The organism is Tabrizicola sp. T46, assembly GCF_057219895.1.
Genome location: NZ_JBXVVV010000001.1, coordinates 393,253 through 417,948 on the forward strand (window position 1 = coordinate 393,253; position 24,696 = coordinate 417,948).

Genomic DNA, 24,696 nt, shown 5'->3' on the forward strand with positions numbered 1-24,696 from the left:
CGTCAGTCAACCCTTTTTCACAGACTTCCGCCGGGGTGCGGGCGCAAGGTCGCGCAGTCCACCCCCAAAGAAGACACCATCGTTCAAAACTTGTCGCACCGTTTTCCAAAGCACACGCTTGTGCCCATTCGTAAAGGCATAAACCAGCGAAAGATCACAAAGTTGATTGACCAGCCTCGGCACTCCCCCAGTCACCCGGTGAATTTCCTTCATCGCAAGGGGGCTGAAAAGCTCGCGCTGAGCGCCTGCCACTGCCAGACGGTGACGGATGTAGCCGGCTACGGTGGCTGCATCCATAGCCTGAAGATGGAAGCTTGACGCCACCCGCTGTGCAAACTGCGTAAGGTCCGCCCGCAGCACCATACTGCGCAACTCGGGTTGACCGACTAGCACGAGTTGGAGCAGTTCATCCTTCCCGGAGTTGATGTTTGTGAACATCCTGAGTTCTTCAAGGCTCTCCCGGCTAAGGTTCTGTGCCTCATCAAAGATCAGGATCACGCGTCGCCCAGCTGCATATTCCGAGATCAGAAACGTCTGCAGTTGCGCGAATAAATCAACGTAACCTGCGTCGCGCGGTGCGGCCTCGCCCAGAGCCATAAGGACCCAACGAAGCAGTTCGCCCCGATCACCATGGGCGTTGGATACCAAGCCGATCCGGACATCCGGGCCAACCGAGCGCAGGAGCTGGTGCAAGACCGTGGTCTTGCCTGCGCCTACCTCGCCGGTGATCAGCGTGATTGGTGCGCGTGTGAGTATCCCGTACTCCAGCATTGCGAACGCACTCTGATGCTGTTCGGACCAGAAGAGAAAATCCGGATCCGGCAATAGTGAGAACGGGCGCTCCTTCAGTCCGAAGTGCACATTGTAGATATCAAGAGTGCTTTCCATAGCTCCACGAGTATCAGAACGGAGTGTCTTCTGCACGCAAAGTCTGGCCATTCCAAGGCTTGATGATGTCAACGCTCTCTATCGAGAGAATCGGTTCGCACAACTATTGATTGCAGATGCGTGAAATCTTTCGCCCCCTGCGTGACGATCCGCCAAGAGCGCCGACAGGAAAGTGATGTTCCTGGACGGAAACAATGCAGAGTTGTGGAAAAATTCCGCTTTTCAAAGGCTTGACGAACTGATTCGTGACCAGACTGGTTAAATTCCGTTAGCATCGATTTCCGCCGGGTGTTATCGTCGTCAAGTTGAGACAAAGGCCGTATACCGATGTATTGCCCCGCGCCTGCCCTTGTATTGCCTCGCGCCTGCCCTTGGGATTTTGCCCAGAAAACCATGTGGCGGTCCGCTCAAGTTCAACATGAATCGTGCAAGTGAGTAGTATTCTGATGACCACACATTATAGATTTCCGGATCAGCACAACCATACTTTTGCGACCGAAAGGGGCACTCGGAGGGAGCGTCATGACGGCGTTTACCGCTCCTACGTCAAGCGTGCCCTTGATGTCGTCCTTGTGATTGTCGGCCTGCCGTTTGTCCTTCCGCTCATACTTGTCCTTGCGACAGCAGTCGCCATGAGCGGCGGAAGACCCTTCTATCTCCAGGATCGTGTCGGGAAGGGCGGTCGCCTTTACCGGATGTGGAAACTTCGTACGATGGAGCTTGATGCCGACGAAAGGCTTGCCGCCTATCTCGGGACAGACCCGGTCGCGCAGGCCGAGTGGAATCATAGCCAGAAGCTTCGCCACGACCCCCGCGTTACGCGCCTTGGCAAGCTGCTGCGCCGGACCTCGCTGGATGAGCTGCCGCAGCTTTGGAATGTTCTGCGGGGCGACATGAGCCTTGTCGGACCGCGACCCATGATGCCATCGCAGCGTGCGCTTTACCCTGGCGATGCCTACTACTCGCTGCGTCCGGGGATCACCGGCCTCTGGCAGGTGTCGGCGCGCAACGAGTCGGGCTTTGCTGCGCGCGCGAGCTATGACTATGAATATGACCGTAACCTGTCATTCGCGACGGATGTTCGAATCCTCGCTGCAACGGTTCGGGCAGTAGCTCGCGGTACCGGATGCTGAACTTGCACTCATGTGCCCTTCCCGAACGCAGACGGGTCGATCTGTCTGGGAGCAAGTCGTGTGCTGAAAACCTCTGATCGGCCTGCCCACCCGAGCGGAACCAGACCATGCGCTTACGATCGTTTCTGACCCTCTTCCTGATCCTTTGGACTCTCGCGTTGTCTGGCTGCGACAGTGCGGAGGAACGCGCCGAAAAACACTATCAGTCTGCCCTTGCTCTCCTTGCTGAGGGAGATACCGACCGGGCCCTCGTTGAACTGCGCAACGTGTTCGAGCTGGACGGATTCCACAAGGAAGCGCGCCAGCTATATGCGGACACCATCTTGGCGCGCGGTGAGGTCGCTGATGCCTACAGCCAGTATCTTCGTCTGATCGAGCAGTACCCGGATACGCCGGAGGTCCGCCTGAAACTGGCCGAGCTTGCAATCGGCCGCGGGGACTGGACAGAGGCCGAGCGGCACGGACGCGAAGTCGTAAGGCTGGCACCCGAGATGACAGGCGTCCCGGCAATCCGGCTTGCTCTGGATTATCGCAAAGCAGTTACCGACCGCGATACCGCCGCGCAGAAGGAATTGTATGAGCAGGCACGCGCCTTGCTCGACGCCTCGCCAGATCAAGAGTTAGCCCGCCGCGTTGTAATCGACTATCTGGTCGAAGGGGATACACCTCTTGCCGCCCTTTCCGAGATCGATCGCGCCATCGAGGCAGAGCCGGATTCGCTCGAACTCTACAGCATGAAACTGCGGCTCCTTGCTGATGCAGGGGATATAGATGGCCTAGGAAAGCTGCTTGAAGCAATGTTCAACCGCTTCCCAGACAATCAGGACGTTCGCAGTTCACTTGTTGGCTGGCATCTCGCCCAGGGAGACCTCGATGCGGCGGAAGAATTGCTTCGGCGCCTCGCCGGTGAGCTGACATCAACTCCTGAAGGCCATCTGGCGGTCGTCCAGTTGCTTCAGTCGGCGAAGGGTGCGGAGGCAGCGCGCGCTGAACTCGACAAGCTCATCGCAGCAAATGCTGGAACGCCGAACTCAGACCTCTACCGCGCCCTGCGCGCGGGGATAGACTTCGAAGCAGGTGAACGCGAAGCGGCACTGGAAGAACTGGAGGCCGTTATCGCGGCAGCTGCGCCATCGGACCAGACCCGGCGCATCAAGGTGATGCAAGCACGAATGCTCGAAGCCAATGGGAATCGGGTTGGCGCTCGTGCGCGCGTCGAAGAGGTGCTTGCCGAAGACAGCACAATGGTCGAAGCGCTCAAGATGCGGGCGGCCTGGCATGTGTCCGAGGACAGGCCGGGTGATGCCATAATCGATCTGCGCGCGGCACTGGACCAGGCACCCCGGGATCCGGAAATTCTGACGCTGATGGCGCAAGCTCATGAACGTGACGGTGCAATCGACCTGGCTGGCGAACGTTTGGCGTTGGCGGTCGAGGTCTCGGGACACGCCGTCGAGACTTCCCTTCGATATGCCGCGTTCCTGATGCAACAAGATCGTATGGATGCAGCCGAAACGGTACTGACCGATGCGAGGAAGGCAGACCCAACCAGCGTTTCGGTTCTCGCTCAACTCGCAGAGTTGTATCTTGCCTCTCAGGACTGGCTCCGAGCGGAAGAGATTCGCGCAGCGTTGCGACAGCTTGGCACGGCAGAGGCTCTCGAAACCGAGCGAGGCCTTCAAACTGCCCTGCTCCTCAGCCAGAACCGGGTCGAGGAAGGGATTGCATTTCTTGAGAGCCAGATAGGCGAAGGAAACGACGATCTTCGCGCCATCACACTGATCGTGCAGACACATGCCCGCGCAGGGGAGCTTACCAAGGCACGAAGCTACCTTGACGCCCAACTTGCCAAACGCCCCGATGAGCCGCAATTGAAGCTGCTTGACGCTGGTCTGCGCGTACTGGCGGGTGAAAACGACCTCGCTGAGGCGACGCTACGCGAATTGATCGCACAGGATCCCTCCTCTGATACGCCTCCGAGACTGCTGTATGGCTTGCTCAACTCCGCCGGGCGGTCAGCTGAGGCAAGCTCCGTTCTAGATGCAGCACTCGTCGCTCAACCGGCCTCAAGCTCACTCAGATGGTTGAAGGCTAGCGAATTGGAACGCGCAGGCGATTTTGAAGGAGCCATCTCAATCTACGAAGCCATGTACGCCGAGGACAGCAGCAACGTCGTTGTAGCAAACAATCTTGCAAGTCTGATCACGACGCATCGTACCGATCCGGAAAGTCTCGAGCGTGCCTTTGCCGTGGCCCGTCGCCTGCGGGGATCCGACGTGCCCGCCTTCCAGGACACCTACGGCTGGATCGAGTACCGACGCGGTAACCTGGAAGAGGCACTGAGTTACCTTGAACCAGCGGCCGCGGGTTTGCCAGATGACCCCTTGGTACAGTTCCATCTTGGAATGGTCTATGCTGGATTGAACCGGCCAGAAGATGCTCGTCGTCAATTGAGCACCGCGCTGGAGCTCGCGAAAGACAGTCCGTTGCCTCAATTCCAGACCGCACGCGAGACTTTGGCATCCTTGCCTCCCGCTCCTTGAGGGCGCCGAACCTGCGGCAGGGAAGCCACGCTCCTGCAAGTTCGCATAGGGTATCCGACCCTCTATGGACAATTGTGCTTTCAGATGTTGACGATAGCGACTAAAGTTTAAGCTGAGTGTTTTGCGGGCCAGATGCTTGCGGCCCAGGGGAGACTGCGAAATGAAGCGGATTGCTCGCAGGGTTAGCACAGTTGTGTTGGGTAGCGTGCTGGCTGTCTCGGCGGTGGCAGACGACGTTGCTGCACAGGACTACCTTATCCGGCCAGGCGACGTCCTGCGGGTAGAGGTTCTGGAAGACCCCGGCCTTAACCGTTCGACGCTTGTGTCTCCGGATGGTCGCATCTCCTTCCCGCTAGCGGGCGGCGTTGTTGCGGCGGGCCGTACGATCGAGCAGTTGCAGAGCGATCTGGCCGGAAAGATCGGCGCGAACTTTGCGACCGTTCCCAACGTCTTTATTTCCCTTGAACAAGTCGCCGAGCCGCGAGCTGCGTCCGGCGGCCAAGCAACCCCCGCGGTCATCGAAGTCTTTGTGATCGGTGAGGCGGCAAAAGCCGGCAGGTTGGACGTCGAGCGCGGCACGAATCTTCTCCAGGCCTTTGCCTTGATGGGTGGCTTTTCGCCGTTTGCCGCGACCAAGCGCGTACAACTGCGGCGTGGTGGCGAAATCACCACAATCAGTTATGATGCAATCGAACGCGGAACCAGCAATGCAGGATCAATCGTCCTTCAGGACGGTGATGTGATCATGGTGCCGCAGCGAAAGCTATTTGAATAACAATCGCGCAAGAACTGGCCAGCAAGGCCGAAGGCGCACAAGGGCGGGCATGACATACGGGGCGTGGATCGCAACGACTGTATCGGGACTAGGGCTTGCAGCTCTGGTCGTCTTTCCCGTTTTGGCACAGGACGACGGCGGATTGCGGCTAAGCTTCGGTATTTCTGGCCGAGTTGAAAGTGCTTCAAATCCTGGCCTTACCGTGCCGGCAGAACCTAGGCGGGATCGATTTTCTTCGCGGCTGACCTTCGGGCTGACCGATGCGACTCGTACCGGTGAAGTAGCTCTCTCCGCAGGCGGAACTCTTTCCGCCGACAATGACGACGTCAGTCCAGACGGCTTCATAGACCCCAATCTGCGCCTCTCGCTGAAGCGATTTGGCGCAACATCTTCGCTTACGCTATCCGGATTCTTGCGGGAGAACGACCTCGATACGTTGCGGGAGTTTGTCCTTGATCCCGAGACCGGAGACATCACCCAAGACGTGGTTGGAAATGGCACACAACGCCAGACTGGGGGCGCGCTTGCTTTCTCCTTCGGCGACGAAGGGCCGTGGGGTGGGTCACTGACTGCCGGCCTCACCGATACCACGTATAGCGGCGCAACAGATGAAGTTGACAACCAGCGTAGCAATGCCGGTGCGAGTTTGCGTTTCTCTCTGGACGACGCGACGGAAGTGACAGGGGGCCTGCGCTGGTCGCGTTACGATGAAGAAGGCGACGACCCGCGCGACACCCTTCGCACAGAATTCGGGTTGCAGCGTGATCGGCCTGCAGGTTTCGCCTCTGCCAACGTCTTCGCTGAAGACACTGAGGACGGCACACGGGCGGGCTTTAACTTTGGTCGGAGTTGGGAACAACCGGACAGTTCGCTTTCCTTCAGTGTCGGTGCAACGCGCGGTGTCACGGGCGAAGTGTCTCCGACAGGCCGAGTTAACTGGCAGCGAGACCTGCCTCGTGGCAATCTGAGCGCAAGCCTTAGGCACGAAGTGACCTCAGGTGATGACGATGAGGAAACCATCGTTACGACTGCCAGCCTCGGACTAAGCCACTCCATTTCCCCTCTTTCGTCGGTTAACTTCGGACTAAGCGCCAGCGACAGCGAGGCTACCGAATCCGACGAAACGACCAGGAATGCTGCCGTTACGGCAAGCTACAACCTGAGTTTGCCCTATGACTGGATCCTCGATGCGGGCGTTACGCATCGTATCCGCGATGAAGATAACACTGGTAATGCAACGTCAGACACCGTCTTTCTTGAACTCCGACGGGCATTTGAATGGCGTCCGTGACCGAAACATTACCCTGATCGGCCTAATCCCCGTCGCCAAGGGTCGAGATCAGGTGCCGCAACTTTGCCTGAGGAACAACTGCCCAGGACCGAAAAGGTCCATCCACGGATGATGCCACCATCACGGCAACTACATGCCAACCCTCCGGATCCTGTTGCAACAACGGGGCACCCGAGTTACCCGAGACAACCGGGCAATCAAGCGCAATCAGGCCGTCAGTCTGTGCCAATGGCCTGCAAGAAACGGAACGGCGCAGTTGGTTCGGTGTGGCACGGTCAAAAGCGGTCAGGAAAAATGGCCCGCTCCCTGGGTCCGTCAGCAGCAGCGGCGAGAATTCATTGGTCGGGAAAGGTGTGTCCAAGACCACAAGCGCCACATCTTCGACCAGTCCAGCAAGTCCCGGCCCGCCTTCGCCACCCGCGAGGATGACCGCTGAACCACGGCGTCCGGTCGGCTGACCCTTCGACCAACCTGCCACAAAATGGATGGTTTCCGGGCTGAGTGCAGCATCGCGAACACAATGAGCAGCCGTCAGAACCACATCAGATGTGACAAGTACTCCGGTACAAATTGCACTGCCTGGAACCGGCTCAGCGCCATAGCTTATCCGTCCAATGGCAGCGGGCACCGATTCTGCCTGCGCGCCATGAGGAGCCAGCATCGCGATCAATGTGCATGCGACAAGGACAGGACAAGCCATACGGAAGCCCTTTCATCCATTCACGGTTCAACCAACGCGACGGATGAGAGAGTCTGACGCAAGGCCAAACGCAAGGTCAAGCCTCGCATGTGCCTAACACTTCGTGATCAGTGTGTTTTCGTTCTGGTTCCGCTGGCCAGACTGATCGCAAAACAGTAGTGTATCCTGTGCGTTTCTTCGGGTTCTTGTTGCCATGACATACTTGGATTCTCAGGGTCGCCTTGGGGCCGTCAATCCGGCCGGTCTTGCCTGGTTTCTTTTGCTGACTGTGTCGGCAATCCCGGTCTTCTGGCTGGGCCTTGTCTCCCTCGGTGCGGCATGGACAACGGCTGAATACAGCCACGGCCCGCTAATCCCGGTGATTTCTCTCTACCTTTTTCTTCGAGAGCTTCGGCAGGCCCCGCAAGTTGACCCGACTGCTCCAGTGGATCGACGCCCTGGAGTTGTGGTTATCTTGTTCGCCCTCCTGCTCGGCATCTTCGGCAATCTGGTCCGTATCCCTGATATAGTGACCTATGCGCTGATCATCTGGATTGGCGGCGTCGTTCTTGTCTGCATGGGCTGGGAGCGGGGACGTCTGCACCAGTTGCCTGTGCTTCACCTGATCTTCATGCTTCCTCTGCCCCAGTTCGTTTTCTGGCAACTGACCATCTTCCTGCAGCTCATTTCCTCTGAACTTGGGGTCTGGTTCATCCGTCTGGCTGGCGTTCCGGTCTTTCTGGAAGGCAACGTGATCGACCTGGGCGTCTACAAGCTTCAAGTCGCCGAAGCCTGCTCAGGTCTGCGCTACCTGTTTCCGATCCTCTCATTCTCCTACCTCTTCGGAATTCTTTACCGCGGGCCTTTCTGGCACAAGGCGGTACTCTTTCTTATGGCGGCACCGCTGACCGTTTTCATGAACAGCTTCCGGATCGGCATGATCGGCGTTCTGGTGAACAGTTATGGCATCGAACACGCAGAAGGTTTTCTGCATTTCTTCGAAGGCTGGGTGATTTTTGGTGCTTGCATTGGGATCCTATTCCTTATGGCAATCGGTTTGCAGCGCCTGACCCGGGACCCGAAACCCCTGTCTGAAACCATTGACCTCGACACCACTGGCTTTGCAGCACAAATGCGCCGACTTCCTGCCATTGCGCCTGCGCGAGGCATTATCGTTGCTGCCCTGATGACGCTGGCAGTGACAGTTGCGTTTGTCGCCACTCCTCCTCGGACTCCTGTCGCCGTAGACCGCGACCCGTTCAGCCTCTTTCCGCGCGACCTTGGTGTTTGGTCTGGGCAAGTTGAACGACTCGATCCTGAAGTAGAGCAGGTTCTGGGTGCCGACGACTATATCAACGCAACCTATCAGGCCCCGGGCGAGACCGGCTTTGTCAACTTCTTCGCCGCGTTCTACGAAAAGCAGACCGAAGGGTCCGGCATTCACTCCCCGGAAGTCTGTCTGCCCGTCGGCGGTTGGGAGGTGTCCTCAATCGACCCGACTCCGGTTTCGATCCCTGGAACGGTTTACGGCGATTTCACAGTCAACCGCGCAGTCATCCAGAAGGGACTATCAAAGCAGTTGGTCTATTACTGGTTCGAACAGCGCGGCAAGCGCATGACGAACGATTATGCCGCCAAGGCCTCGGTCGTCTGGGACAGCCTTACCATTGGCCGCACCGATGGTGCCCTCGTGCGCTTCGTAACGGCTATCGGCCCGGATGAGACCGAGGCCGATGCGGAAGCGCGGATGCAGCGCTTCATGGCTGAAGCGCTGCAGAGACTGCCCCGATTTGTTCCGGATTGAGCCAAGTGCCACCGAACACCAAGGCAGGAGGCGGTTGCCATCTTGGGAGCGAGATCTCAGGTCTCTTATGCGCATCTCAGTGATCATTCCTCACCTCAATCAGCCGGAAATGCTGGAGCGCTGCTTGACGTCACTGCTCTCCGGATCGAAGCAGCCTGACGAAGTGCTCGTCGTCGATAACGGATCAGCGGTCCTTCCGACAGGTATCTGTGGCGCACACGACGGAGTCCGCCTGATCCAGGAACCCACTCCTGGTCCAGGACCTGCCCGCAATGCCGGCGTTGCCGCATCGCGTGGCGAGCTTCTGGCGTTCATCGATGCTGATTGCATCGCCGACCGCGACTGGCTGGCGGTTGGGGCGGCCGAGATGACTGATCCCAGCGCCACGATCCTTGGCGGCGACGTGCGAATTGCCTGTGCCAACCCTGCCCGTCTGACAATTCTGGAAGCCTACGAAAGCATCTATGCCTACAGGATGGATCGATACATCGCACGTGAAGGCTTTACAGGTACGGGCAACCTGCTCGTTCGCCGAAGTGTATTCGACGATGTCGGCCCTTTTGCCGGACTTTCAATCGCGGAAGATCGTGACTGGGGGCAGCGGGCAACACGCCGAGGTTACCGGATTCGCTTTGTGCCGCAGATGCGGGTGTACCATCCGGCACGTGCCGATTTCACGGGCCTTTACCAGAAATGGGATCGACATACCGCACATGATTTCACCTCGGCCAAGATGAAGCGAGGGGGTCGATTGAAGTTCGCCGTGAAAGCGCTTGCGATGGGTCTTTCGCCCTTGGCCGAAATCCCGCGCATACTCGGCTCCGACCGGGTCTCCGGCCTTCGCAGCCGCGTCTTGGCCTGGGCCGGACTCGTGCGCATTCGGCTTTACCGCGCACGGGTGATGCTTTGGCTGCTGTTCGGAGGCGATCCGGCGCGGCTATCTGGCGCGTGGAACCGTGGTCAGAGTCGTCAGCACTGAGACAGAGCGTCAGGGCACTTCATCTAACAAATGAAGCCGGGCGGCCCCTTGACCGCCCGTCTTGAACTTTCTGCAGCCTTGACTGACGTCAGACAGCCCGACGACGCCGACGAAGCGCGGCCAAACCACCCAGAGCGCCGATCATCAGGAAACCAGCGGCAGGAAGCGGGATGGGGGCGGGAGTGTCGCCTACATACCAGAGGTCGTAATGCGATATACCAAAGGTAGGCTCAGACGTCGAAGAATCTGCAGTAAACCAAGTTCCAGCCTTCGCGTTCACCAAGAACGCAGCGTAGGTTGTGCCTTGCTTAATCCCGACAAGGAACTTCAGCGTCGCAGAAGGCGCATCGCTCAACTCCCACCTTCCGGCGGTGAAACTTGCGAAGGAAAAGGCATTGTCACCCTTTTCCTGTGCGCTACCAACACCACCTGCCGACTTGTACGCAAGTGTGAACGTGTGACCAAACGCATCGAGTTCAGGCGTGCCCTCATCCGTCGAGTAGTCTGGATTTCCCTCTTGGCAGAACACATTGCTTGCGTCGTTTGCTTCGACCGAAAAAAGCGAAACGAATTTGTTCCCGCCAGAACAGGTTCCGCTCACCGTTGCAGCGCCCACCCCACCAGCCATCAGCGCAATAGCGCCGGCAGCGAGAAGCGTCTTCATTTCACCGGTTATACCCATCATCACTCTCCAAAGTACATAAGCCGCCCCAATGCCATAATTCTGCCCTGTTTTCCTGGCGAGCGCAAAGCGATTGCCCGTTGATGCTGCGTTTGCAACCGACGATTGCCGCGGGGACATCAGTCACGTCTCGTAGTTCCCGCCAAGCGTGCAAAGAATTCGTCCGTTGGATTGGGACTGTGTGGCTGGATGACGGCAGGAACCGAATCAGTCGCCGTGATCAATTCGTCCATAGACGACCGCGAAAAAAACGAGCGGCCCCCAAGGGACCGCTCACGCTTCATTGAATAGACTTCGGACTATTCAAACCTTCTTGCGACGCCCGACGACCGCAAGTCCGCCCAGCGCGACAATCATCAGACCAGCCGAAAGCGGAACCGGAACCGGCGTCGCAGTCACAAGGTCTTGGTTCTTCTCGCTCTCAAGGAAGGTCAGCGCCCACCTCTGCGTCACCTTGCCTGACAGATTGTCAAGGAATGCCTGTCCGACCGCGATGGCGGCGGCCGCTGAATTTCCTGTCACTGTCAGGCTGTCGTTCCGCAGGTCGAGTTTCTTGGCCGGGTCCTCGTAAATGATCTCCCAGAGCGCAAGCTGGAACCCTGCCGACTGACTGGCCTTTGACAAGTCAAGCTGTGCATATGCGGTATTGAACAGCCTTCCGATGTTCCCAAGCTGCTGGTCGGTAAGCTTGTCCTGTTCAAAGGGCGTGTTCGTCGGCTTGTACGTCTTTCCGTCCGCCAGATAGTGCGCAATGTCGAGACACCAGCCGACGAAATTCTCTACCCCGTTCCCGAAGATATCGCCCCTCAGGAAGAAACCGCCAGCGCGCGCATGTATTGTGGTGACCGGAGGCAAGGTAGACTTGACCCAAACCGATACGCTGCCGTTCCCGTTGAACGGATCGCCTGACTTCTGATAGCTGACCGTAGTGGCGTTTCCCGCCCCGACAAACAGCGACAGGAGCGTAGCGAGCGCGACCCTTTGCGCCAAAGATTTCATGATCCGCCCCGCACCTTACCATAGTCACTACGGATAGTAGGCGCTGGCCCAACCACACCAAAGCGCAAATCCCGGAACGCTTCACTTTGCAACCACGGGCTGAACTTCATCAAGATCGGAAGGTTGGCATTTCTCGCGCAAGTCGAATTGGTTGCCTGGAAGGCAACAATGGCATCCGCGCGTTTCTGCAAGCCCGCCGCTCGAGCCGAATCATGCGAACCTTGCCAGCCATGGAGAGGCGCGCCACTGTCACGCCCATGCACAACCGGTTCCCTCATCAGGCTCCCGCAATCCCATGGTCAGTTTGGGTCTTGGCGATGTTCTGCGTTATGCCCGAAGTTATCCTTCAGGGAGCAGACTGGGGTCTCTGGGGTTCAGAGCGCTGGCGACCGCTTGCATATACCCAGGGTGCATTCTGGGCTGGCCTGCTTCACGGCTGGACACCGAACTATCCACAACAGCCGGCGTTGATGTTCTTCACCTATACCTGGTTGCATGCCGGAGCGGGACATCTTGCCGGCAACATGTTTGCCCTTTTCTGGCTGGGGCCGAAGGTGGCGGCTCGGCGTGGGAACGTCGGGTTGCTATGGTTCTGGTGTCTCTCCGCCCTTGGCGGCGGCCTGGCCTTCGGTCTTCTGACTTCCACTCCTGCGCCTATGGTCGGGGCGTCGGGCGCTCTTTTCGGGCTGGCAGCCGACTGGGTTGTGGCCGAAGTGAAGGGCGCCACTGGTGCGCGCGCAAAGTTGCTGCGGTGTGCAGGTCTGGTCACACTGCTCATTGCCATGAACGTCGCCGTCTGGGTTCTCCAGGGCGGTCGCCTCGCCTGGGAGACCCATCTCGGCGGCTTCCTGGCCGGGCTGGCTCTGACGCCGCTATGGCGCAGAGTTTCTCATCCTTGAAAAGATCCGGTCATAGGCAGCCAGTAGGGATGGCACCGAGTGTGCCCAGGACAGTCGCTCCATCACCCGCTCGCGACCAAGTCGGCCCATTCGGACACGCTCTTCAGGTCGCTCAATAAGCCAAGCGATCTGTTCCGCGAAATCTTCAGGGTCGTTTGCCCGCGCATAACGTGATGCTTCTCCTGCCGACGCCCGCCCTTCCGTTAGGTCGAACTGCACCACTGGCTTTTCCAAAGCCATGTATTCCATAACCTTATTCATAGTGGAGATGTCGTTCATCGGATTCTTTGGATCAGGAGCCACACCGACGTCTATCGCATTTAGCGCCTCCAGCAACTCATCTCCGTATAGCGGACCTGTAAAGGTGAAGTATTCCTCGAGTCCTCGGCCCGCCACATCGGCCTGCACATCGCCCAAGGAAGGACCGAATCCGACGACAATTACATGAATGTCTCGATACCCTAAACGGCCAACGAGATGATCAATAGCAGAAACTAGAAGATCCATGCCTTCTTGCTGACCAATGACTCCAACGTATCCAAGGACCGTCGCGGCTCCCCGGCGCATCGAGACATCACCTAGACCTGGCAGAAAGCTTTCGACCCTAGGCGCAGAACGCACGACAAAGACGTCTTCCGGTCGCATGCCACCGCGCGCAAGGGCTATTCGGCGGAAACTCTCGTTGGTTGCCATCGACACCGTAGCAGTTGCAAAGGTCATCCGTTCCAAAACTCGCATGAACTGGTGCAGGATACCCCGCTTCCCAAACTTCGCTTCGAACAGTTCAGGGCAGACATCATGATGGTCGAAAAGAAAGCGAACGCCCCGAAGTCGCCAAAGCAACGCCAGTACGAACAGAAGATCCGGCGGATTGCAGCCCTGCACGACATCGAATCCGCGTTTTCGCCACACGACAGGCATTAGGCGTGCCATTTGCCAAAGGGCGGTGCCCCATTCCCGTGCATAGGCAAGCGCCCCAGAATGCGCCTCCGGCGGTTCTGGATATCGCCAGATATGAACACCATCAATTACCTCAAATGGCTCAGTCCAGCCACGCCCTGACGGACAAATTACGTTTACTTCATAGCCCGCTTGCACGAGTGTCGTGGCCTCAAGCCACACGCGGCGATCAAGCGGCACCGGCAGGTTTTCTACAAGGATCAAGACCCGACGGGCCGGATTGAATGAGATCAAGAGAAGGCTCCAATCCAGAGTGACTTCATGGCGTATTGCAAGTCGTGGCGACCAATTGACTCATCAACTGCGGAACCCGAAGCAATGTCTGAATGAGGTAATGGCTGCCCCAATTGATGAGCTTGAGCCTGAATGAGGCTGACAGGAGTGTGGTGACGGAAATAGTCTTTCACCCTCAGACTTACGCGCAGAAGCTCGCGGCTGAAACAAATTCTCGCCACCTCTGAGCAGCAAGAAATTGAGCGATCCGTTCTTCGACTAAGGCGGCTGCACGCTGTTGTGAAGCCGACGTATCCAAGTCCGAAAATGACAATCTTCACTGAACTACCCCGATGTTAAATCACGCAAGTGGGCCTAGCAGATGAACTCATTCTATGCAAAACGTTCGGATCTGATCGAGTGTTGGCTGAGGGGTCGTACATCCTGCCCTATGGTCCAAGACGTGTAGCACGAGGAGGTCGTCGGCTGTGCGCATTGTGGAGGTTTCATGAGCCTGATTGTTCTAGTTATCCTCTGCGGCGGCTCTGGCACAAGACTGTGGCCTTCATCACGGGCGACGTTTCCCGAGCAGTTCTCAGCACTCTTGGATCCGAATCCCTTTATCAGTCCACGCTGCGTCGCCTCTCCGGTCCAGGCTTTACGGCGCCATTGGTAATGACGGGAACCGATTTCCGGTTCCTCGCGACAGAGCAAGCAGTTGCTCTGGGGCTATCTGATGCACGTGTGCTTATCGAGCCTGCGGGTCGCAACACCGCTCCAGCAGTGCTTACGGCTGCGCTCAGCCTTGCGCATGAGCCTGATGCATTGATGCTTGTCGCGCCTTCGGACCATTTGATCTCGGACACTTCCGCTTTCCAGACTGCTCCAGAATGCGGCGTGCAGGCGGCCCGCGATGGTCGACTGGTCACATTCGGTGTGCCGCCCACACGGCCAGAGACGGGCCATGACTATCTTGAGCTTACTGGCGCTTCCCGCCCTGGTGAGGCGACAGAGGTCGCCCGCTTCATTGAAAGGCCGGCTGCCGAGCGCGCCGCCCAACCGGCGATGGCAATGAATTGCACAAACACGCTCCTGCGCACGGAAGAGCCGGGAATTCAATTGGTCGGACTGGGTCTTGATCGGATAGTCGCCGTCGCAATGCGCGACGCCGTCCTCGTCGCAGACCTGGACCGGGCACAGGATGTCAAGGTTCTGGTTGCCCAGCTCAAGGCCTCAAAAGTGCCGCAGGCGACGGACTATCCGCGGTTTCATCGTCCCTGGGGCTGGTATGAAACACTCTGCATCGACAGCCGTTTCCAGGTGAAACGAATCTGCGTTAGGCCCGGCGGCATGCTTTCGCTGCAATCTCATATGCATCGATCAGAACACTGGATTGTCGTTGCCGGAACTGCGCGTGTGACCGTGGAGTCAGAGGTCAGGCTGCTGACAGAAAACCAGTCCGTCTACATCCCGCTGGGAGCAGTTCATCGCATGGAGAACCCTGGCAAAGTGCCCATGTATCTTATCGAGGTCCAGACCGGGGCCTACCTCGGTGAAGACGACATAACCCGCTATGATGACGTCTATAACCGGCAGTGACAGGCGGCTCGGCGACGATACTGAATCCAAAGCACCTGGCCTTCAGCGGTAAGCGAAGCTTGCGGCAACACGGCCGACCAGGCAGGTCGTGAGTAGCCCCCCCGATCGCGCCTTCCTTGCCGCAATTGCCCCAAGTTGAGGCACAGAGCCGCCGATATCTTGACACAATCATCTGGCGAACTGGAGCAACAAACTCGCCCAAGGGCTTAAGACATGACACTCGGGTTCGTTATCTTCGGCATAGCAACTGGCGTTCTCTTGGCAGGCTGTGTGCTTGCGATGGGTGGTGGCGTGTGGCTCTCGGCACTGGCATACATAGGCGGCGGACTTACGGGCGTCCTTTTCGGACTAGCTAGCACGCTCGTGCCGTCTCCGATGGCTTCTGGTATTCCCTCTCACGACCGGCGCTGATTAATCCCTGTGCCGATAGAGGTTGGATCCTGACCTGCTAACGCTTGGAGCCGGAGGAGCCAAACGCTCAGTTGCGAGGCTTCTGAGTCGTACTGAAGATTGTGCAACCGCTGTGGACGACCGGTCCGCCATGCTTTCTCTTGCGATCAAGAGGGCCGGCTTGGATCTGGAGCCCAAAGGCACCACCGTTAGGTGTTTGATCCCACGGTTTGATGGTGCGATCCTTTCTTGGGAATGGAAGGAAGCACTATGGGAAAAATGGCGGAGTGGAAGGGATTCGAACCCTCGAGACGGTTTCCCGTCTGCACCCTTAGCAGGGGTGTGCCTTCGACCACTCGGCCACCACTCCGCCGACCCGTTTACGGAAAGGGGGCTCTGGGGGCAAGGGGAGAAAGGCGCGGCGACCGGTTTCCATTGGAAAGAGTTCATCACGTCGGTCGGTCACTTCGCGCCGGTGTTGGTGCTGTCAGTTGGTTGGAACGCTAATCGACCTGAGCCAGGTGAGGACCGAGGGCGCGATCGATTTGCTGGGTCAGCTATTGGCCCTCAAAGCGGGAGAGAAGACGATCATGTCGGCCCACCGGAGATGGACATCGGGTAAAGTCGAAACTGCGGCGGCGCTCGAAGACGGACTTTCAGGATCCGCGTCACGCCGCGGGATGCCCGCCGCGAAATCTGAAGAAAGTCCTAACGGAAAACCACAACTATATGTAAAAAATAGATTTTCTCAAGGTGACCACAGTGGTCACTCATCCGTTGAAGAGGAAGTGGAGCACATCCCCGTCCTTCACTTCGTAGGTCTTGCCTTCGACCCGGAACTTGCCCGCTTCCTTTGCGCCCGCCTCGCCCTTTCCGGCGACATAGTCTTCGTAGGCCACGGTTTCGGCCCGGATGAAGCCCTTCTCGAAATCACCGTGGATCACGCCGGCCGCCTGCGGGGCAAGGGTTCCCTTGGCAATCGTCCAGGCCCGTGCCTCCTTCGGCCCCACGGTGAAGTAGGTCTGCAGGCCCAGAAGGTCGTAGCCGGCCTTGATCAGCCGGTCGAGCCCGGCCTCATGCAGTCCCATTTCTTCCAGGAACATCGCCGCCTCGTCGGGGGCAAGCTGGCTGATCTCTTCCTCGATCCGGGCCGAGATCACGACCGACCCCGCCCCCTGCCCGGCCGCCATCTTCGCCACGCGCTCTGACTGGCTGTTCCCCGTCGCGGCCGAGGCCTCTTCGACGTTGCACACGTAAAGCACCGGCTTTGAGGTCAGCAGCTGCAGCATCCGCCACTGTTTCTGGTCATCCTCGGAAACCTTCACCGTCCGGGCGGGCTTGCCCGCCTCCAGCGCCGCCTGCGCTGCGGCCAGAAGACGGTCCTGATCCAGGCTCTCCTTGTCGCCCCCCTTCAGCTTCCGCGCCAGATTCGCGCGCCGCCGCTCGACGCTTTCAAGGTCGGCGAGCATCAGCTCCGTCTCGATCGTCTCGGCATCCACGACCGGGTCGATCCGGCCCTCGACATGGGTGATGTCGCCGTCTTCAAAGCAGCGCAGGACATGGGCGATGGCGTCGCATTCCCGGATATTGGCCAGGAACTGGTTGCCCAGCCCCTCTCCCTTCGACGCCCCCCGCACCAGCCCCGCGATGTCGACGAAGGTCATCCGGGTCGGGATGATCTGCTTGGACCCGGCAATCCCGGCCAGAATGTCGAGGCGCGCGTCGGGTACGGCCACTTCGCCCACGTTCGGCTCGATGGTGCAGAACGGGAAGTTGGCCGCCTGCGCCGCCGCCGTACGGGTCAGCGCGTTGAAAAGGGTGGACTTGCCCACGTTCGGCAGCCCGACGATGCCCATCCTGAAACCCATGTCCGACCCCTTCAGCCCAGCACGGCGCCGTCTCTACGGCGCGGACCGGTCCGGTGCAAGCTTTGACACCGTCAGTCCCGCCATTCCGACCGTTCGCGGGACTGGAAGATCAAGAGCCAGGCCAGGAGGATGAACATCGGATGCGTCAGGCCGCCCGAAAAGATCAGGGCCAGCACCCAGATCGGAAAGACCAGGATGCCCAGGATCGGACGTCCGGTCAGGACGATCGACAGGGGCGGCAAGAGAAGGGCGAGAAGATAGTTCATGCCAAGGAAGATGGGATTGCAGCGGCAGAATACCAGAGGCCCTGGCACCGCATGCCGCCTTGGGGCCATTGATTTCCCCCGCACACGCATGGCAGATGGGGCCGGAACTCCCGGGGGGCCAGCCATGACACGGATCGACGACACCTTTGCGCGGCTCAAGGCCGAGGGGAAGAAGGCCTTCGTCGCCTATATCATGGGTGGCGATCCGGATGAGGCGACCTCGCTTGCCATCATGCAGGGTATGCCCGCCGCCGGGGTCGATGTGATCGAGCTTGGGATGCCCTTTACCGATCCGATGGCCGATGGACCGACGATCCAGCTTGCCGGCCAGCGCGCGCTTGAGGGCGGGATGACCATGGACAAGGTGCTGCACATGGTCCGCACCTTCCGCGCCGGGGATCAGGCTACGCCCATCGTGTTGATGGGCTATTACAACCCGATCTATTCCCGCGGGGTCGACCGCTTTCTGTCTGAGGCAAAGGCCGCCGGGATCGACGGCCTGATCGTCGTCGACCTGCCCCCCGAAGAGGATGACGAACTTTGCATCCCCGCCCAGAAGGCGGGCCTGAACTTCATCCGCCTCGCCACGCCTACGACCGACGACAAACGCCTGCCCAAGGTGCTGCAGAACACCAGCGGATTCGTCTACTACGTGTCAATCACCGGGATCACCGGTGCCGCCGCCGCGCAGGCGGATGACGTGGGCCCCGAAGTCGCGCGGATCAAGCGGTCGACCGACCTGCCCGTGATCGTGGGCTTCGGCATCACGACGCCGGAACAGTCGAAAGCCATCGCCAGCGTCGCGGACGGTGCTGTCGTCGGCTCTGCCATTGTCAAGGATATCGGCGCTGGCGTCCCGGTTGCCGAAGTGCTGGCGAAAGTGAAGGCGCTGGCCGAAGGCGCGCATTCGGCCTGATCAGTCGTTCTGGCCCGGATCGCGCATCCGGTCCATTACCTGACGCAACTCGGTCAACACCGGAAGAACCTCGGCCAGGCGATCTGCCGGATAGGCGCTAGCAATGGCCGCCATGTCCGGCATCAGGCCTTCGATGGCCGTCTGGCGGAAACTGCGACCTGCTTCGGTGATGAAGACGCATTTCGACCGCCCGTCACGTTCGTTCGGGCGCAGTTCGACAAGCCCGTGCCGTTCCAGCACCGCGAGGCTGTGGGTCATGCTGGTCTTCGGCACCTGAAAGGCCCGCGCCAAGGCCAGCGGGGTCTGGCCATCCCTGACCCGGATCAGGTGGTTCAGAACAGCGAACTGCGGCAGGTTGAAGCCATGGGGAAGCCGCGCCTCGAAGAGGGCGCGGCTGAGTTGAGCAAGGATTGCGACCTCGTTGAAAAAGCCGAAAAGCGTGGCTTCCGGGGTCGCGGCACGGTCAGGCATCCAGGATCTTCGCCTCCAGCGGCCAGCGGGGGCTGGGCGCCACCTCGGGCCCATAGCCGATACGCCCCAACATCTGGACCGTCCCGCCGCCCGGTGCAAGCTTCGCATGCACCTCGGCGAAGAGTGCCGCCATCTCCGGAAATTCCTGCAAGGCCTGGCTCAGCGGCTGGAACGCCACCCTGGCCGCCGTCGCGGCAAGGTTCACCCGCAGCCAGTCCGCCCCGGTGGCGATCTGGTCAAGGCGGCTGTTGCCCTTCGTCACCAGCCAGACATGGCCCATCGCCGTATCCGCATTGGCATAGACCGCATCCAGCCCGGCCTGGTAAGCCGGCGAAGAGGTATCCATCAGCCCATCGCGCGTCATCAGGCCTGTCGCGCCGAGGACCTCAAAGAGGGGACCGGTAAAGTCGATTCCGTCGGGATTTGCATCCACCTCGGCCCGGCCGATCCGCATCAGGTCGACCGACTCCTTGTAGGTATGCGGCGTCTCAATCTCTATCCGCAGCGCCTCACGGGTGAAGGCGCGCCAGGCCTCGACCTCCTCCGGCGCGATGGTGCCACCGAAGGTCGCGCTGGTCGCAACGGCCAGGCGCTCCAGGCTGCCAGCGGGCAGTGGGCGCGTCAGGTCATAGGGCTCCTTGTTCGACCGGCGGTCAGCTGCATGTGCAAACAGCGGGTCCGGTGTCACCGAGGCGTCGGCCACGAACACCGCCCGCGCCACGGGCCGGCCATCCAGGGCCAGGTCGTCAAAGCCTTCCGGGAAGGGCGTGATCTCGACCCGATGGCCGTCATGGCTTGCGGCCATCCGCATCAGTTCCAGAAAGCACCCCAGTCCGATGGTGATCTGCCGGTTGTAGGGGTCAGTGAAGGGCAGAAGCTTGTTGGTATCGACATAAAGCGTCACCACCCCGGCCTCGCGCAGGTCAACCAGCCAAGGCTGGCGGTTATGCGGGTTCGGCGCAAGCAGCGCCCAGGACAGCGCCCGGTGGCGGGCATCTTCGCCCTGCCCCGCTTCGCCCCAGGGCAGAAGGGCGGTACGCGGCTGGCGGGTGGCGATGGCGCCCAGAGAGGCAGTGGCAGCAAGGATGACGCCGCCTCCGATCAGGGCAAGCGTGCGGCGTCGGGACAGGGTCATGGCGGGCTCCTATTTGATACGATATCGCAGCATCTAGTGCGATATCGTATCAAATGCAAGCCCGATCTTGCATTGCGTGTGCTTCGCTGAATTGGTAACCGAAGATGACCAATCCCGGGGGAGCCCATGCCCGTCATCACTTGCATCGAGGACCTCAAGCGCCTGCACCGGAAGCGCACGCCGAAGATGTTCTGGGACTACTGTGAAAGCGGCAGCTACACGGAACAGACCTTCCGCGAGAACACCTCGGACTTCGCCAAGCTCCGCTTCCGCCAGCGCGTCGCCCGCGACCTGACCGGGCGCGACCTGGCGACGACGATGGCCGGCCACAAGGTCACCATGCCGGTCGCCCTCGCTCCCGTCGGTTCCACCGGCATGCAGCACCCGGATGGCGAGATCCTCGCCGCCCGCGCCGCTGCGCGCTTTGGTGTTCCCTTCACGCTTTCGACCATGTCGATCTGTTCCATCGAGGACGTCGCCGCCGCCAGCCCGGACCCGTTCTGGTTCCAGCTTTACGTGATGAAGGACGAAGATTTCGTCGACAGCGTCATCGAACGTGCCCGGGCCGCGAAATGCTCGGCCCTTGTCCTGACGCTGGACCTGCAGATCCTCGGCCAGCGCCACAAGGACCTGAAGAACGGCCTCACCTCCCCGCCCCGCCCCACGATCCCGAACCTGATCAACATGGCCACGAAACCGCGCTGGTCGATGGGGATGCTCAAGACCCCGCGCCGCCAGTTCCGCAACATCGTTGGCCATGTGAAGAACGTCACCAGCCTTGCGGACCTGACCGCCTGGGCGAACGAACAGTTCGACCCCAAGCTCGACTGGGCCAAGGTCGCCCGCATCCGTGACCAGTGGAAGGGCAAATTCATCCTGAAGGGAGTCCTTGACCCCGAGGATGCGAAGATGGCCGCCGACATGGGCGCCGACGCCGTGATCGTCTCGAACCACGGCGGGCGGCAGCTTGACGGCGCCCTCTCCTCAATCCGGATGCTTCCTTCCATCGTCCGCGCGATCGGTGACCAGACCGAGGTCTGGCTCGACTCGGGCATCCGCTCCGGCCAGGACGTGCTGAAGGCGCTCAGCCTCGGCGCAAAGGGCACGATGATCGGCCGCGCCTATATCCACGGGCTGGGCGCGATGGGCGAAGCCGGGGTGACCAAGGCGCTGGAGGTGATCCATAAAGAGATGGACATCACCATGGCCCTTTGTGGCGAGCGTGACGTGAAGAACATGGGCCGCCACAACCTTCTGGTGCCCGAAGATTTCGAGGGCCGCTGGGCCTGACCACCCGCGCGTCGTCCGCTTTCGGCGCACCTCGCTGACCGCCCGCGTCGAGAAGCCGGAGGCGCACGAGGAGCAGCCGCTTGCTATTTGATCAAATTCCGGCATAAACGCAGCGACTGTTCCCGGGGCCTGCCATGACTGCTGAAACCATCGCCGGAATCTCCACCGACCGCCTGGCCGCTTTCGCCAAGCGCGAGGCTGACATCTACGCCAAAGCCCGCCCCAAGGCCTTGAAATCGCTGGCCGCAGGGGCCGGAACCTTCCTCGGCCGCGTCCCGATGCACTGGATGTCGGACTGGCCAATGCCGCACCTGCCTCTCGTCGCCAAAGCCCATGGCGCGCGGATCGAGGATATCGACGGCATCAAGCTTGACGACTTCTGCCTGGGCGACACCGGGTCGATGTTCGGCCATTCGCCGGCGCCCGTCGCGAAAGCCATCCGCCACCAGGCCCGCCGCGGCCTGACCTACATGCTGCCGACCGAGGCCGCGCTTGAGGCCGGCCGCCTCCTGACCGACCGTTTCGGCCCCTTCCGCTGGCAGATCGCAACCACCGCGACCGACGCCAACCGCTTCGCCCTCCGCGTCGCCCGCGCGATCACAGGCAAACCCAAGGTCCTCGTCTTCAACGGCTGCTACCACGGCACGGTGGACGACACCTTCGTCAGCCTGGAAAACGGCAAGACGGTCACCTCCCCCGGCCTCCTCGGCCAGGTGAGCGACCTGACCCAGACCGCCGTCTGCGCCGAATTCAACGACCTCGCCTCGGTCGAGGCCGCCCTGGCCCAGGGCGACGTGGCCGCGATCCTGACCGAGCCGGTGATGACCAACTCCTGCATGGTCCTTCCGCAAGCCGGGTTCCATGACGGCCTCCGCCAACTCTCGAAGAAATACGGCGCGCTCCTCATCATCGACGAGACCCATACCATCTCCTCCGGCCTTGGCGGCTATACCCGCGTTCATTCACTACGCCCCGACATCTTCGTCGTCGGCAAATGCGTGGCTGGTGGCATGCCCACCGCCGTCTGGGGCCTGACCGACGAGACCGCGAGAGCGTACGAGGAGGTGAACGCCAACCGCCCCTCGGGCCGCAGCGGCATGGGTACCACACTCTCGGCCAACCCCATGCAATTCGCCTGCCTCGTCGCCACCCTGTCCGAGGTGATGACGGCGGACAATTACGCCCATATGGAAAAGCTGGCCGAACGTCTTTCCCACGGCCTTGCCAAGGTCATCGACCGGCACAAGGCCCCCTGGCACGTCGTCCGCGTCGGCGCACGCGTGGAATTCATCTGCGCGCCCGGCCCACTGAAGAACGGGACCCAGGCCGGACATGCCCACCAACCCCAGCTCGAGGCCGCAATCCACACCGGTCTCATCAACCGCGGCACCCTCATCGCACCCTTCCACAACATGATGCTCATCAGCCCGGCGACGAAGAAATCCCAGGTCGACCACCTGATTGCCAACTTCGACGCCATTCTGACCGAACTCTTCAAGGCCTGACCATGACCGCGACCAGCCCCTCCGGGTCCACCCCAGCCGAGGCGCAAGCCTTTCTCGATGCCCATCCCGAGATCGAGGCTTTTGACATTATCCTGCACGACGCCAATGGCATCGGGCGGGGAAAGATCATTCGCCGGCATGAGCTTTTGTCCTTTTACAATAATGGCCGCCACTTACCGATCTCGATCCTCGGCCTCGACATCTGTGGTGAGGATGTGCATGAGACCGGCCTAATCTGGGACCAGGGCGACGGCGACCTCCGCGCCTGGCCGATCCCCGGCACGCTGAAGCCACTCCACAACACGACCCCGCCGCGCGGCGAGGTGTTCATGTCGATGTACACCCTTGACGGCGCGCCGATGACCTCGGACCCCCGCCACGCGCTGCAACGGCAGGTGGACCTCCTTGCCAAGGACGGCCTCCACCCGGCCGGGGCGTTTGAGCTGGAATTCTTCCTTCTGGACCCGGAGCGTGGGCCCGACGGCAAGATGCAGCCCGCCCGCGATGTCTTCGACCGCCGCAAGTCCAACAAGACCGAGGTCTATTCCGTCGACCACCTCCACGGGATGCTGCCCCTCTTTTCAGACATCTACGCCGGTGCCGAAAAGGCCGGGATCAAGGCCGAAACCCTGATCTCCGAATACGCGCCCGGCCAGTACGAGCTGACCCTGCATTACCGCACCGACGTGATGCAGGCCGCCGATGACCTTATGCGCCTCAAGCGCATCGTCCGCGCCCAGGCCCGCGCGCATGGCGTTGTCGCCTGCTTCATGGCCAAGCCGAACGAGAATTACGCCGGTTCCGGCATGCATTTCCACGTCTCGCTTCTGGACGACCTCGGCCACAACTTCTTCATCGAAAAGGAAGAGGGCAACTGGAACCCCACGATCCTGCACGCTCTTGGCGGCCTGAAGCAGACGATGGCGGAATCGATGCTCGTCTTTGCGCCCCATGCCAATTCCTGGCGCCGCTTCGCCAGCCAGTCCTATGCGCCGGTCAGCCCGTCCTGGGGCGTCAACAACCGCTCGGTCGCGCTGCGCATTCCGGCCGGCGACATCAAGGCGCGGCGGATCGAACACCGCCCCGCCGGCGTGGACGCAAACCCCTATCTCGTCGCCGCAACCGTCCTTGCCGGGATCCGCAAGGGACTGCGCGACAGGATCGACCCTGGCCCGGAAACCACCGGCAACGGCTATGAGGACGAGGACGGCGCCGCCATCCCGACCGACTGGAAATCCGCGATCGACGCTGCAAGGCGCTCGGACTTCCTGAAAGAGGCCTTGGGCGAGGACATGCACCGCACCTTCACCGCGATCAAGGCAGCGGAATATGCCCGCGTCATGCGGACGGTCAGCGAGGTCGACTTCGACCTTTACCTGCACACGGTCTGACCGGCGAAAGGCAGGCCAGG

General features: G+C 60.4%; 21 protein-coding genes and 1 tRNA gene. 12 read left to right on the forward strand and 10 right to left on the reverse strand.

Annotated elements, in window-relative coordinates:
* Positions 1–6: 6 nt before the first annotated feature.
* Positions 7–924, reverse strand: coding sequence for an ExeA family protein (locus AC2D9V_RS02025; protein WP_484712365.1), 918 nt, complete (start codon positions 922–924; stop codon positions 7–9).
* A 410-nt stretch (positions 925–1,334) separates the two neighbouring features.
* Here AC2D9V_RS02025 and AC2D9V_RS02030 point away from each other — a divergent pair, with 410 nt between their 5' ends.
* The 4 genes from AC2D9V_RS02030 (at position 1,335) to AC2D9V_RS02045 (ending at position 6,630) form a co-directional block, all read left to right on the forward strand.
* Entirely contained in the window at positions 1,335–2,021 is a 687-nt protein-coding gene (locus tag AC2D9V_RS02030) for a sugar transferase (RefSeq protein ID WP_484712366.1), read from the forward strand.
* Positions 2,022–2,128: 107 nt separating this feature from the next.
* Positions 2,129–4,564 carry a tetratricopeptide repeat protein gene (locus AC2D9V_RS02035; RefSeq protein WP_484712367.1) on the forward strand — a complete coding sequence of 812 codons (2,436 nt, stop codon included), beginning with the start codon at positions 2,129–2,131 and terminating at the stop codon, positions 4,562–4,564.
* A 160-nt stretch (positions 4,565–4,724) separates the two neighbouring features.
* A complete protein-coding gene (locus AC2D9V_RS02040; protein ID WP_484712368.1) occupies positions 4,725–5,339 on the forward strand; it encodes a polysaccharide biosynthesis/export family protein in 615 nt (204 codons plus the stop codon).
* A gap of 49 nt (positions 5,340–5,388) precedes the next feature.
* Positions 5,389–6,630, forward strand: a complete 1,242-nt coding sequence (locus AC2D9V_RS02045; protein ID WP_484712369.1) for a hypothetical protein — start codon at positions 5,389–5,391, stop codon at positions 6,628–6,630.
* A gap of 22 nt (positions 6,631–6,652) precedes the next feature.
* Here AC2D9V_RS02045 and AC2D9V_RS02050 read toward each other — a convergent pair whose 3' ends face one another.
* A complete protein-coding gene (locus tag AC2D9V_RS02050) occupies positions 6,653–7,330 on the reverse strand; it encodes a trypsin-like serine peptidase (protein WP_484712370.1) in 678 nt (225 codons plus the stop codon).
* A 202-nt stretch (positions 7,331–7,532) separates the two neighbouring features.
* Between AC2D9V_RS02050 and xrtD the strand changes: the two genes are divergently transcribed.
* Both xrtD and AC2D9V_RS02060 read left to right on the forward strand, forming a co-directional pair.
* Complete coding sequence (gene xrtD, locus AC2D9V_RS02055; protein ID WP_484712371.1) at positions 7,533–9,113, forward strand: VPLPA-CTERM-specific exosortase XrtD; 1,581 nt, start codon at positions 7,533–7,535, stop codon at positions 9,111–9,113.
* A 67-nt stretch (positions 9,114–9,180) separates the two neighbouring features.
* Positions 9,181–10,092: a glycosyltransferase family 2 protein gene (locus AC2D9V_RS02060; RefSeq protein WP_484712372.1), complete on the forward strand. Its 912-nt coding sequence runs from the start codon at positions 9,181–9,183 to the stop codon at positions 10,090–10,092.
* Between the two features lie 88 nt (positions 10,093–10,180).
* On the opposite strand, the gene AC2D9V_RS02065 is transcribed toward AC2D9V_RS02060, so the two are convergent.
* The gene (locus tag AC2D9V_RS02065) at positions 10,181–10,894 is read right to left on the reverse strand and encodes a VPLPA-CTERM sorting domain-containing protein (protein WP_484712373.1); all 714 of its coding nucleotides are present in this window, start codon (positions 10,892–10,894) and stop codon (positions 10,181–10,183) included.
* Positions 10,895–11,077: 183 nt separating this feature from the next.
* Entirely contained in the window at positions 11,078–11,773 is a 696-nt protein-coding gene (locus tag AC2D9V_RS02070) for a VPLPA-CTERM sorting domain-containing protein (RefSeq protein ID WP_484712374.1), read from the reverse strand.
* A gap of 470 nt (positions 11,774–12,243) precedes the next feature.
* On the opposite strand from AC2D9V_RS02070, the gene AC2D9V_RS02075 reads away from it, so the two are divergent.
* Positions 12,244–12,672, forward strand: a complete 429-nt coding sequence (locus AC2D9V_RS02075) for a rhomboid family intramembrane serine protease (protein WP_484712375.1) — start codon at positions 12,244–12,246, stop codon at positions 12,670–12,672.
* On the opposite strand, the gene AC2D9V_RS02080 is transcribed toward AC2D9V_RS02075, so the two are convergent.
* The gene (locus AC2D9V_RS02080) at positions 12,646–13,836 is read right to left on the reverse strand and encodes a glycosyltransferase family 4 protein (RefSeq protein WP_484712376.1); all 1,191 of its coding nucleotides are present in this window, start codon (positions 13,834–13,836) and stop codon (positions 12,646–12,648) included. The genes AC2D9V_RS02075 and AC2D9V_RS02080 overlap by 27 nt on opposite strands.
* A 576-nt stretch (positions 13,837–14,412) precedes the next feature.
* Here AC2D9V_RS02080 and AC2D9V_RS02085 point away from each other — a divergent pair.
* Positions 14,413–15,444, forward strand: a complete 1,032-nt coding sequence (locus AC2D9V_RS02085) for a sugar phosphate nucleotidyltransferase (RefSeq protein ID WP_484713391.1) — start codon at positions 14,413–14,415, stop codon at positions 15,442–15,444.
* A 670-nt stretch (positions 15,445–16,114) separates the two neighbouring features.
* On the opposite strand, the gene AC2D9V_RS02090 is transcribed toward AC2D9V_RS02085, so the two are convergent.
* The 3 genes from AC2D9V_RS02090 to AC2D9V_RS02100 form a co-directional block, all read right to left on the reverse strand.
* Positions 16,115–16,204: transfer RNA gene (locus AC2D9V_RS02090), tRNA-Ser, on the reverse strand.
* 400 nt (positions 16,205–16,604) lie between these two features.
* Positions 16,605–17,702, reverse strand: coding sequence for a redox-regulated ATPase YchF (ychF, locus tag AC2D9V_RS02095; protein ID WP_484712377.1), 1,098 nt, complete (start codon positions 17,700–17,702; stop codon positions 16,605–16,607).
* 71 nt (positions 17,703–17,773) lie between these two features.
* Positions 17,774–17,968 carry a hypothetical protein gene (locus AC2D9V_RS02100; protein WP_484712378.1) on the reverse strand — a complete coding sequence of 65 codons (195 nt, stop codon included), beginning with the start codon at positions 17,966–17,968 and terminating at the stop codon, positions 17,774–17,776.
* Positions 17,969–18,092: 124 nt separating this feature from the next.
* On the opposite strand from AC2D9V_RS02100, the gene trpA reads away from it, so the two are divergent.
* Positions 18,093–18,884, forward strand: a complete 792-nt coding sequence (trpA, locus tag AC2D9V_RS02105) for a tryptophan synthase subunit alpha (RefSeq protein WP_484712379.1) — start codon at positions 18,093–18,095, stop codon at positions 18,882–18,884.
* Here trpA and AC2D9V_RS02110 read toward each other — a convergent pair whose 3' ends face one another.
* Both AC2D9V_RS02110 and AC2D9V_RS02115 read right to left on the reverse strand, forming a co-directional pair.
* Positions 18,885–19,355 (reverse strand): MarR family winged helix-turn-helix transcriptional regulator, encoded by a 471-nt coding sequence (locus tag AC2D9V_RS02110; protein WP_484712380.1) that lies wholly within the window; start codon positions 19,353–19,355, stop codon positions 18,885–18,887. It lies immediately after the preceding gene.
* Entirely contained in the window at positions 19,348–20,490 is a 1,143-nt protein-coding gene (locus AC2D9V_RS02115) for an Acg family FMN-binding oxidoreductase (protein WP_484712381.1), read from the reverse strand. The genes AC2D9V_RS02110 and AC2D9V_RS02115 overlap by 8 nt, the downstream gene beginning before the upstream one ends.
* A 126-nt stretch (positions 20,491–20,616) precedes the next feature.
* Here AC2D9V_RS02115 and AC2D9V_RS02120 point away from each other — a divergent pair, with 126 nt between their 5' ends.
* From AC2D9V_RS02120 to AC2D9V_RS02130, 3 genes are all read left to right on the forward strand, one after another.
* The gene (locus AC2D9V_RS02120) at positions 20,617–21,780 is read left to right on the forward strand and encodes an alpha-hydroxy acid oxidase (RefSeq protein WP_484712382.1); all 1,164 of its coding nucleotides are present in this window, start codon (positions 20,617–20,619) and stop codon (positions 21,778–21,780) included.
* Positions 21,781–21,914: 134 nt separating this feature from the next.
* The gene (locus tag AC2D9V_RS02125) at positions 21,915–23,285 is read left to right on the forward strand and encodes an aspartate aminotransferase family protein (protein WP_484712383.1); all 1,371 of its coding nucleotides are present in this window, start codon (positions 21,915–21,917) and stop codon (positions 23,283–23,285) included.
* Between the two features lie 2 nt (positions 23,286–23,287).
* Positions 23,288–24,676: a glutamine synthetase family protein gene (locus AC2D9V_RS02130; protein ID WP_484712384.1), complete on the forward strand. Its 1,389-nt coding sequence runs from the start codon at positions 23,288–23,290 to the stop codon at positions 24,674–24,676.
* Positions 24,677–24,696: the final 20 nt, after the last annotated feature.

Coding starts and splice junctions, on each gene's coding strand:
- AC2D9V_RS02030 (WP_484712366.1), top strand. CDS start 1,335: ATGACCACACATTATAGATTTCCGGATCAGCACAACCATACTTTTGCG.
- AC2D9V_RS02035 (WP_484712367.1), top strand. CDS start 2,129: ATGCGCTTACGATCGTTTCTGACCCTCTTCCTGATCCTTTGGACTCTC.
- AC2D9V_RS02040 (WP_484712368.1), top strand. CDS start 4,725: ATGAAGCGGATTGCTCGCAGGGTTAGCACAGTTGTGTTGGGTAGCGTG.
- AC2D9V_RS02045 (WP_484712369.1), top strand. CDS start 5,389: ATGACATACGGGGCGTGGATCGCAACGACTGTATCGGGACTAGGGCTT.
- AC2D9V_RS02050 (WP_484712370.1), bottom strand. CDS start 7,330: ATGGCTTGTCCTGTCCTTGTCGCATGCACATTGATCGCGATGCTGGCT.
- AC2D9V_RS02060 (WP_484712372.1), top strand. CDS start 9,181: ATGCGCATCTCAGTGATCATTCCTCACCTCAATCAGCCGGAAATGCTG.
- AC2D9V_RS02065 (WP_484712373.1), bottom strand. CDS start 10,894: ATGTCCCCGCGGCAATCGTCGGTTGCAAACGCAGCATCAACGGGCAAT.
- AC2D9V_RS02070 (WP_484712374.1), bottom strand. CDS start 11,773: ATGAAATCTTTGGCGCAAAGGGTCGCGCTCGCTACGCTCCTGTCGCTG.
- AC2D9V_RS02075 (WP_484712375.1), top strand. CDS start 12,244: ATGTTCTTCACCTATACCTGGTTGCATGCCGGAGCGGGACATCTTGCC.
- ychF (WP_484712377.1), bottom strand. CDS start 17,702: ATGGGTTTCAGGATGGGCATCGTCGGGCTGCCGAACGTGGGCAAGTCC.
- AC2D9V_RS02100 (WP_484712378.1), bottom strand. CDS start 17,968: ATGAACTATCTTCTCGCCCTTCTCTTGCCGCCCCTGTCGATCGTCCTG.
- trpA (WP_484712379.1), top strand. CDS start 18,093: ATGACACGGATCGACGACACCTTTGCGCGGCTCAAGGCCGAGGGGAAG.
- AC2D9V_RS02110 (WP_484712380.1), bottom strand. CDS start 19,355: ATGCCTGACCGTGCCGCGACCCCGGAAGCCACGCTTTTCGGCTTTTTC.
- AC2D9V_RS02115 (WP_484712381.1), bottom strand. CDS start 20,490: ATGACCCTGTCCCGACGCCGCACGCTTGCCCTGATCGGAGGCGGCGTC.
- AC2D9V_RS02120 (WP_484712382.1), top strand. CDS start 20,617: ATGCCCGTCATCACTTGCATCGAGGACCTCAAGCGCCTGCACCGGAAG.
- AC2D9V_RS02125 (WP_484712383.1), top strand. CDS start 21,915: ATGACTGCTGAAACCATCGCCGGAATCTCCACCGACCGCCTGGCCGCT.
- AC2D9V_RS02130 (WP_484712384.1), top strand. CDS start 23,288: ATGACCGCGACCAGCCCCTCCGGGTCCACCCCAGCCGAGGCGCAAGCC.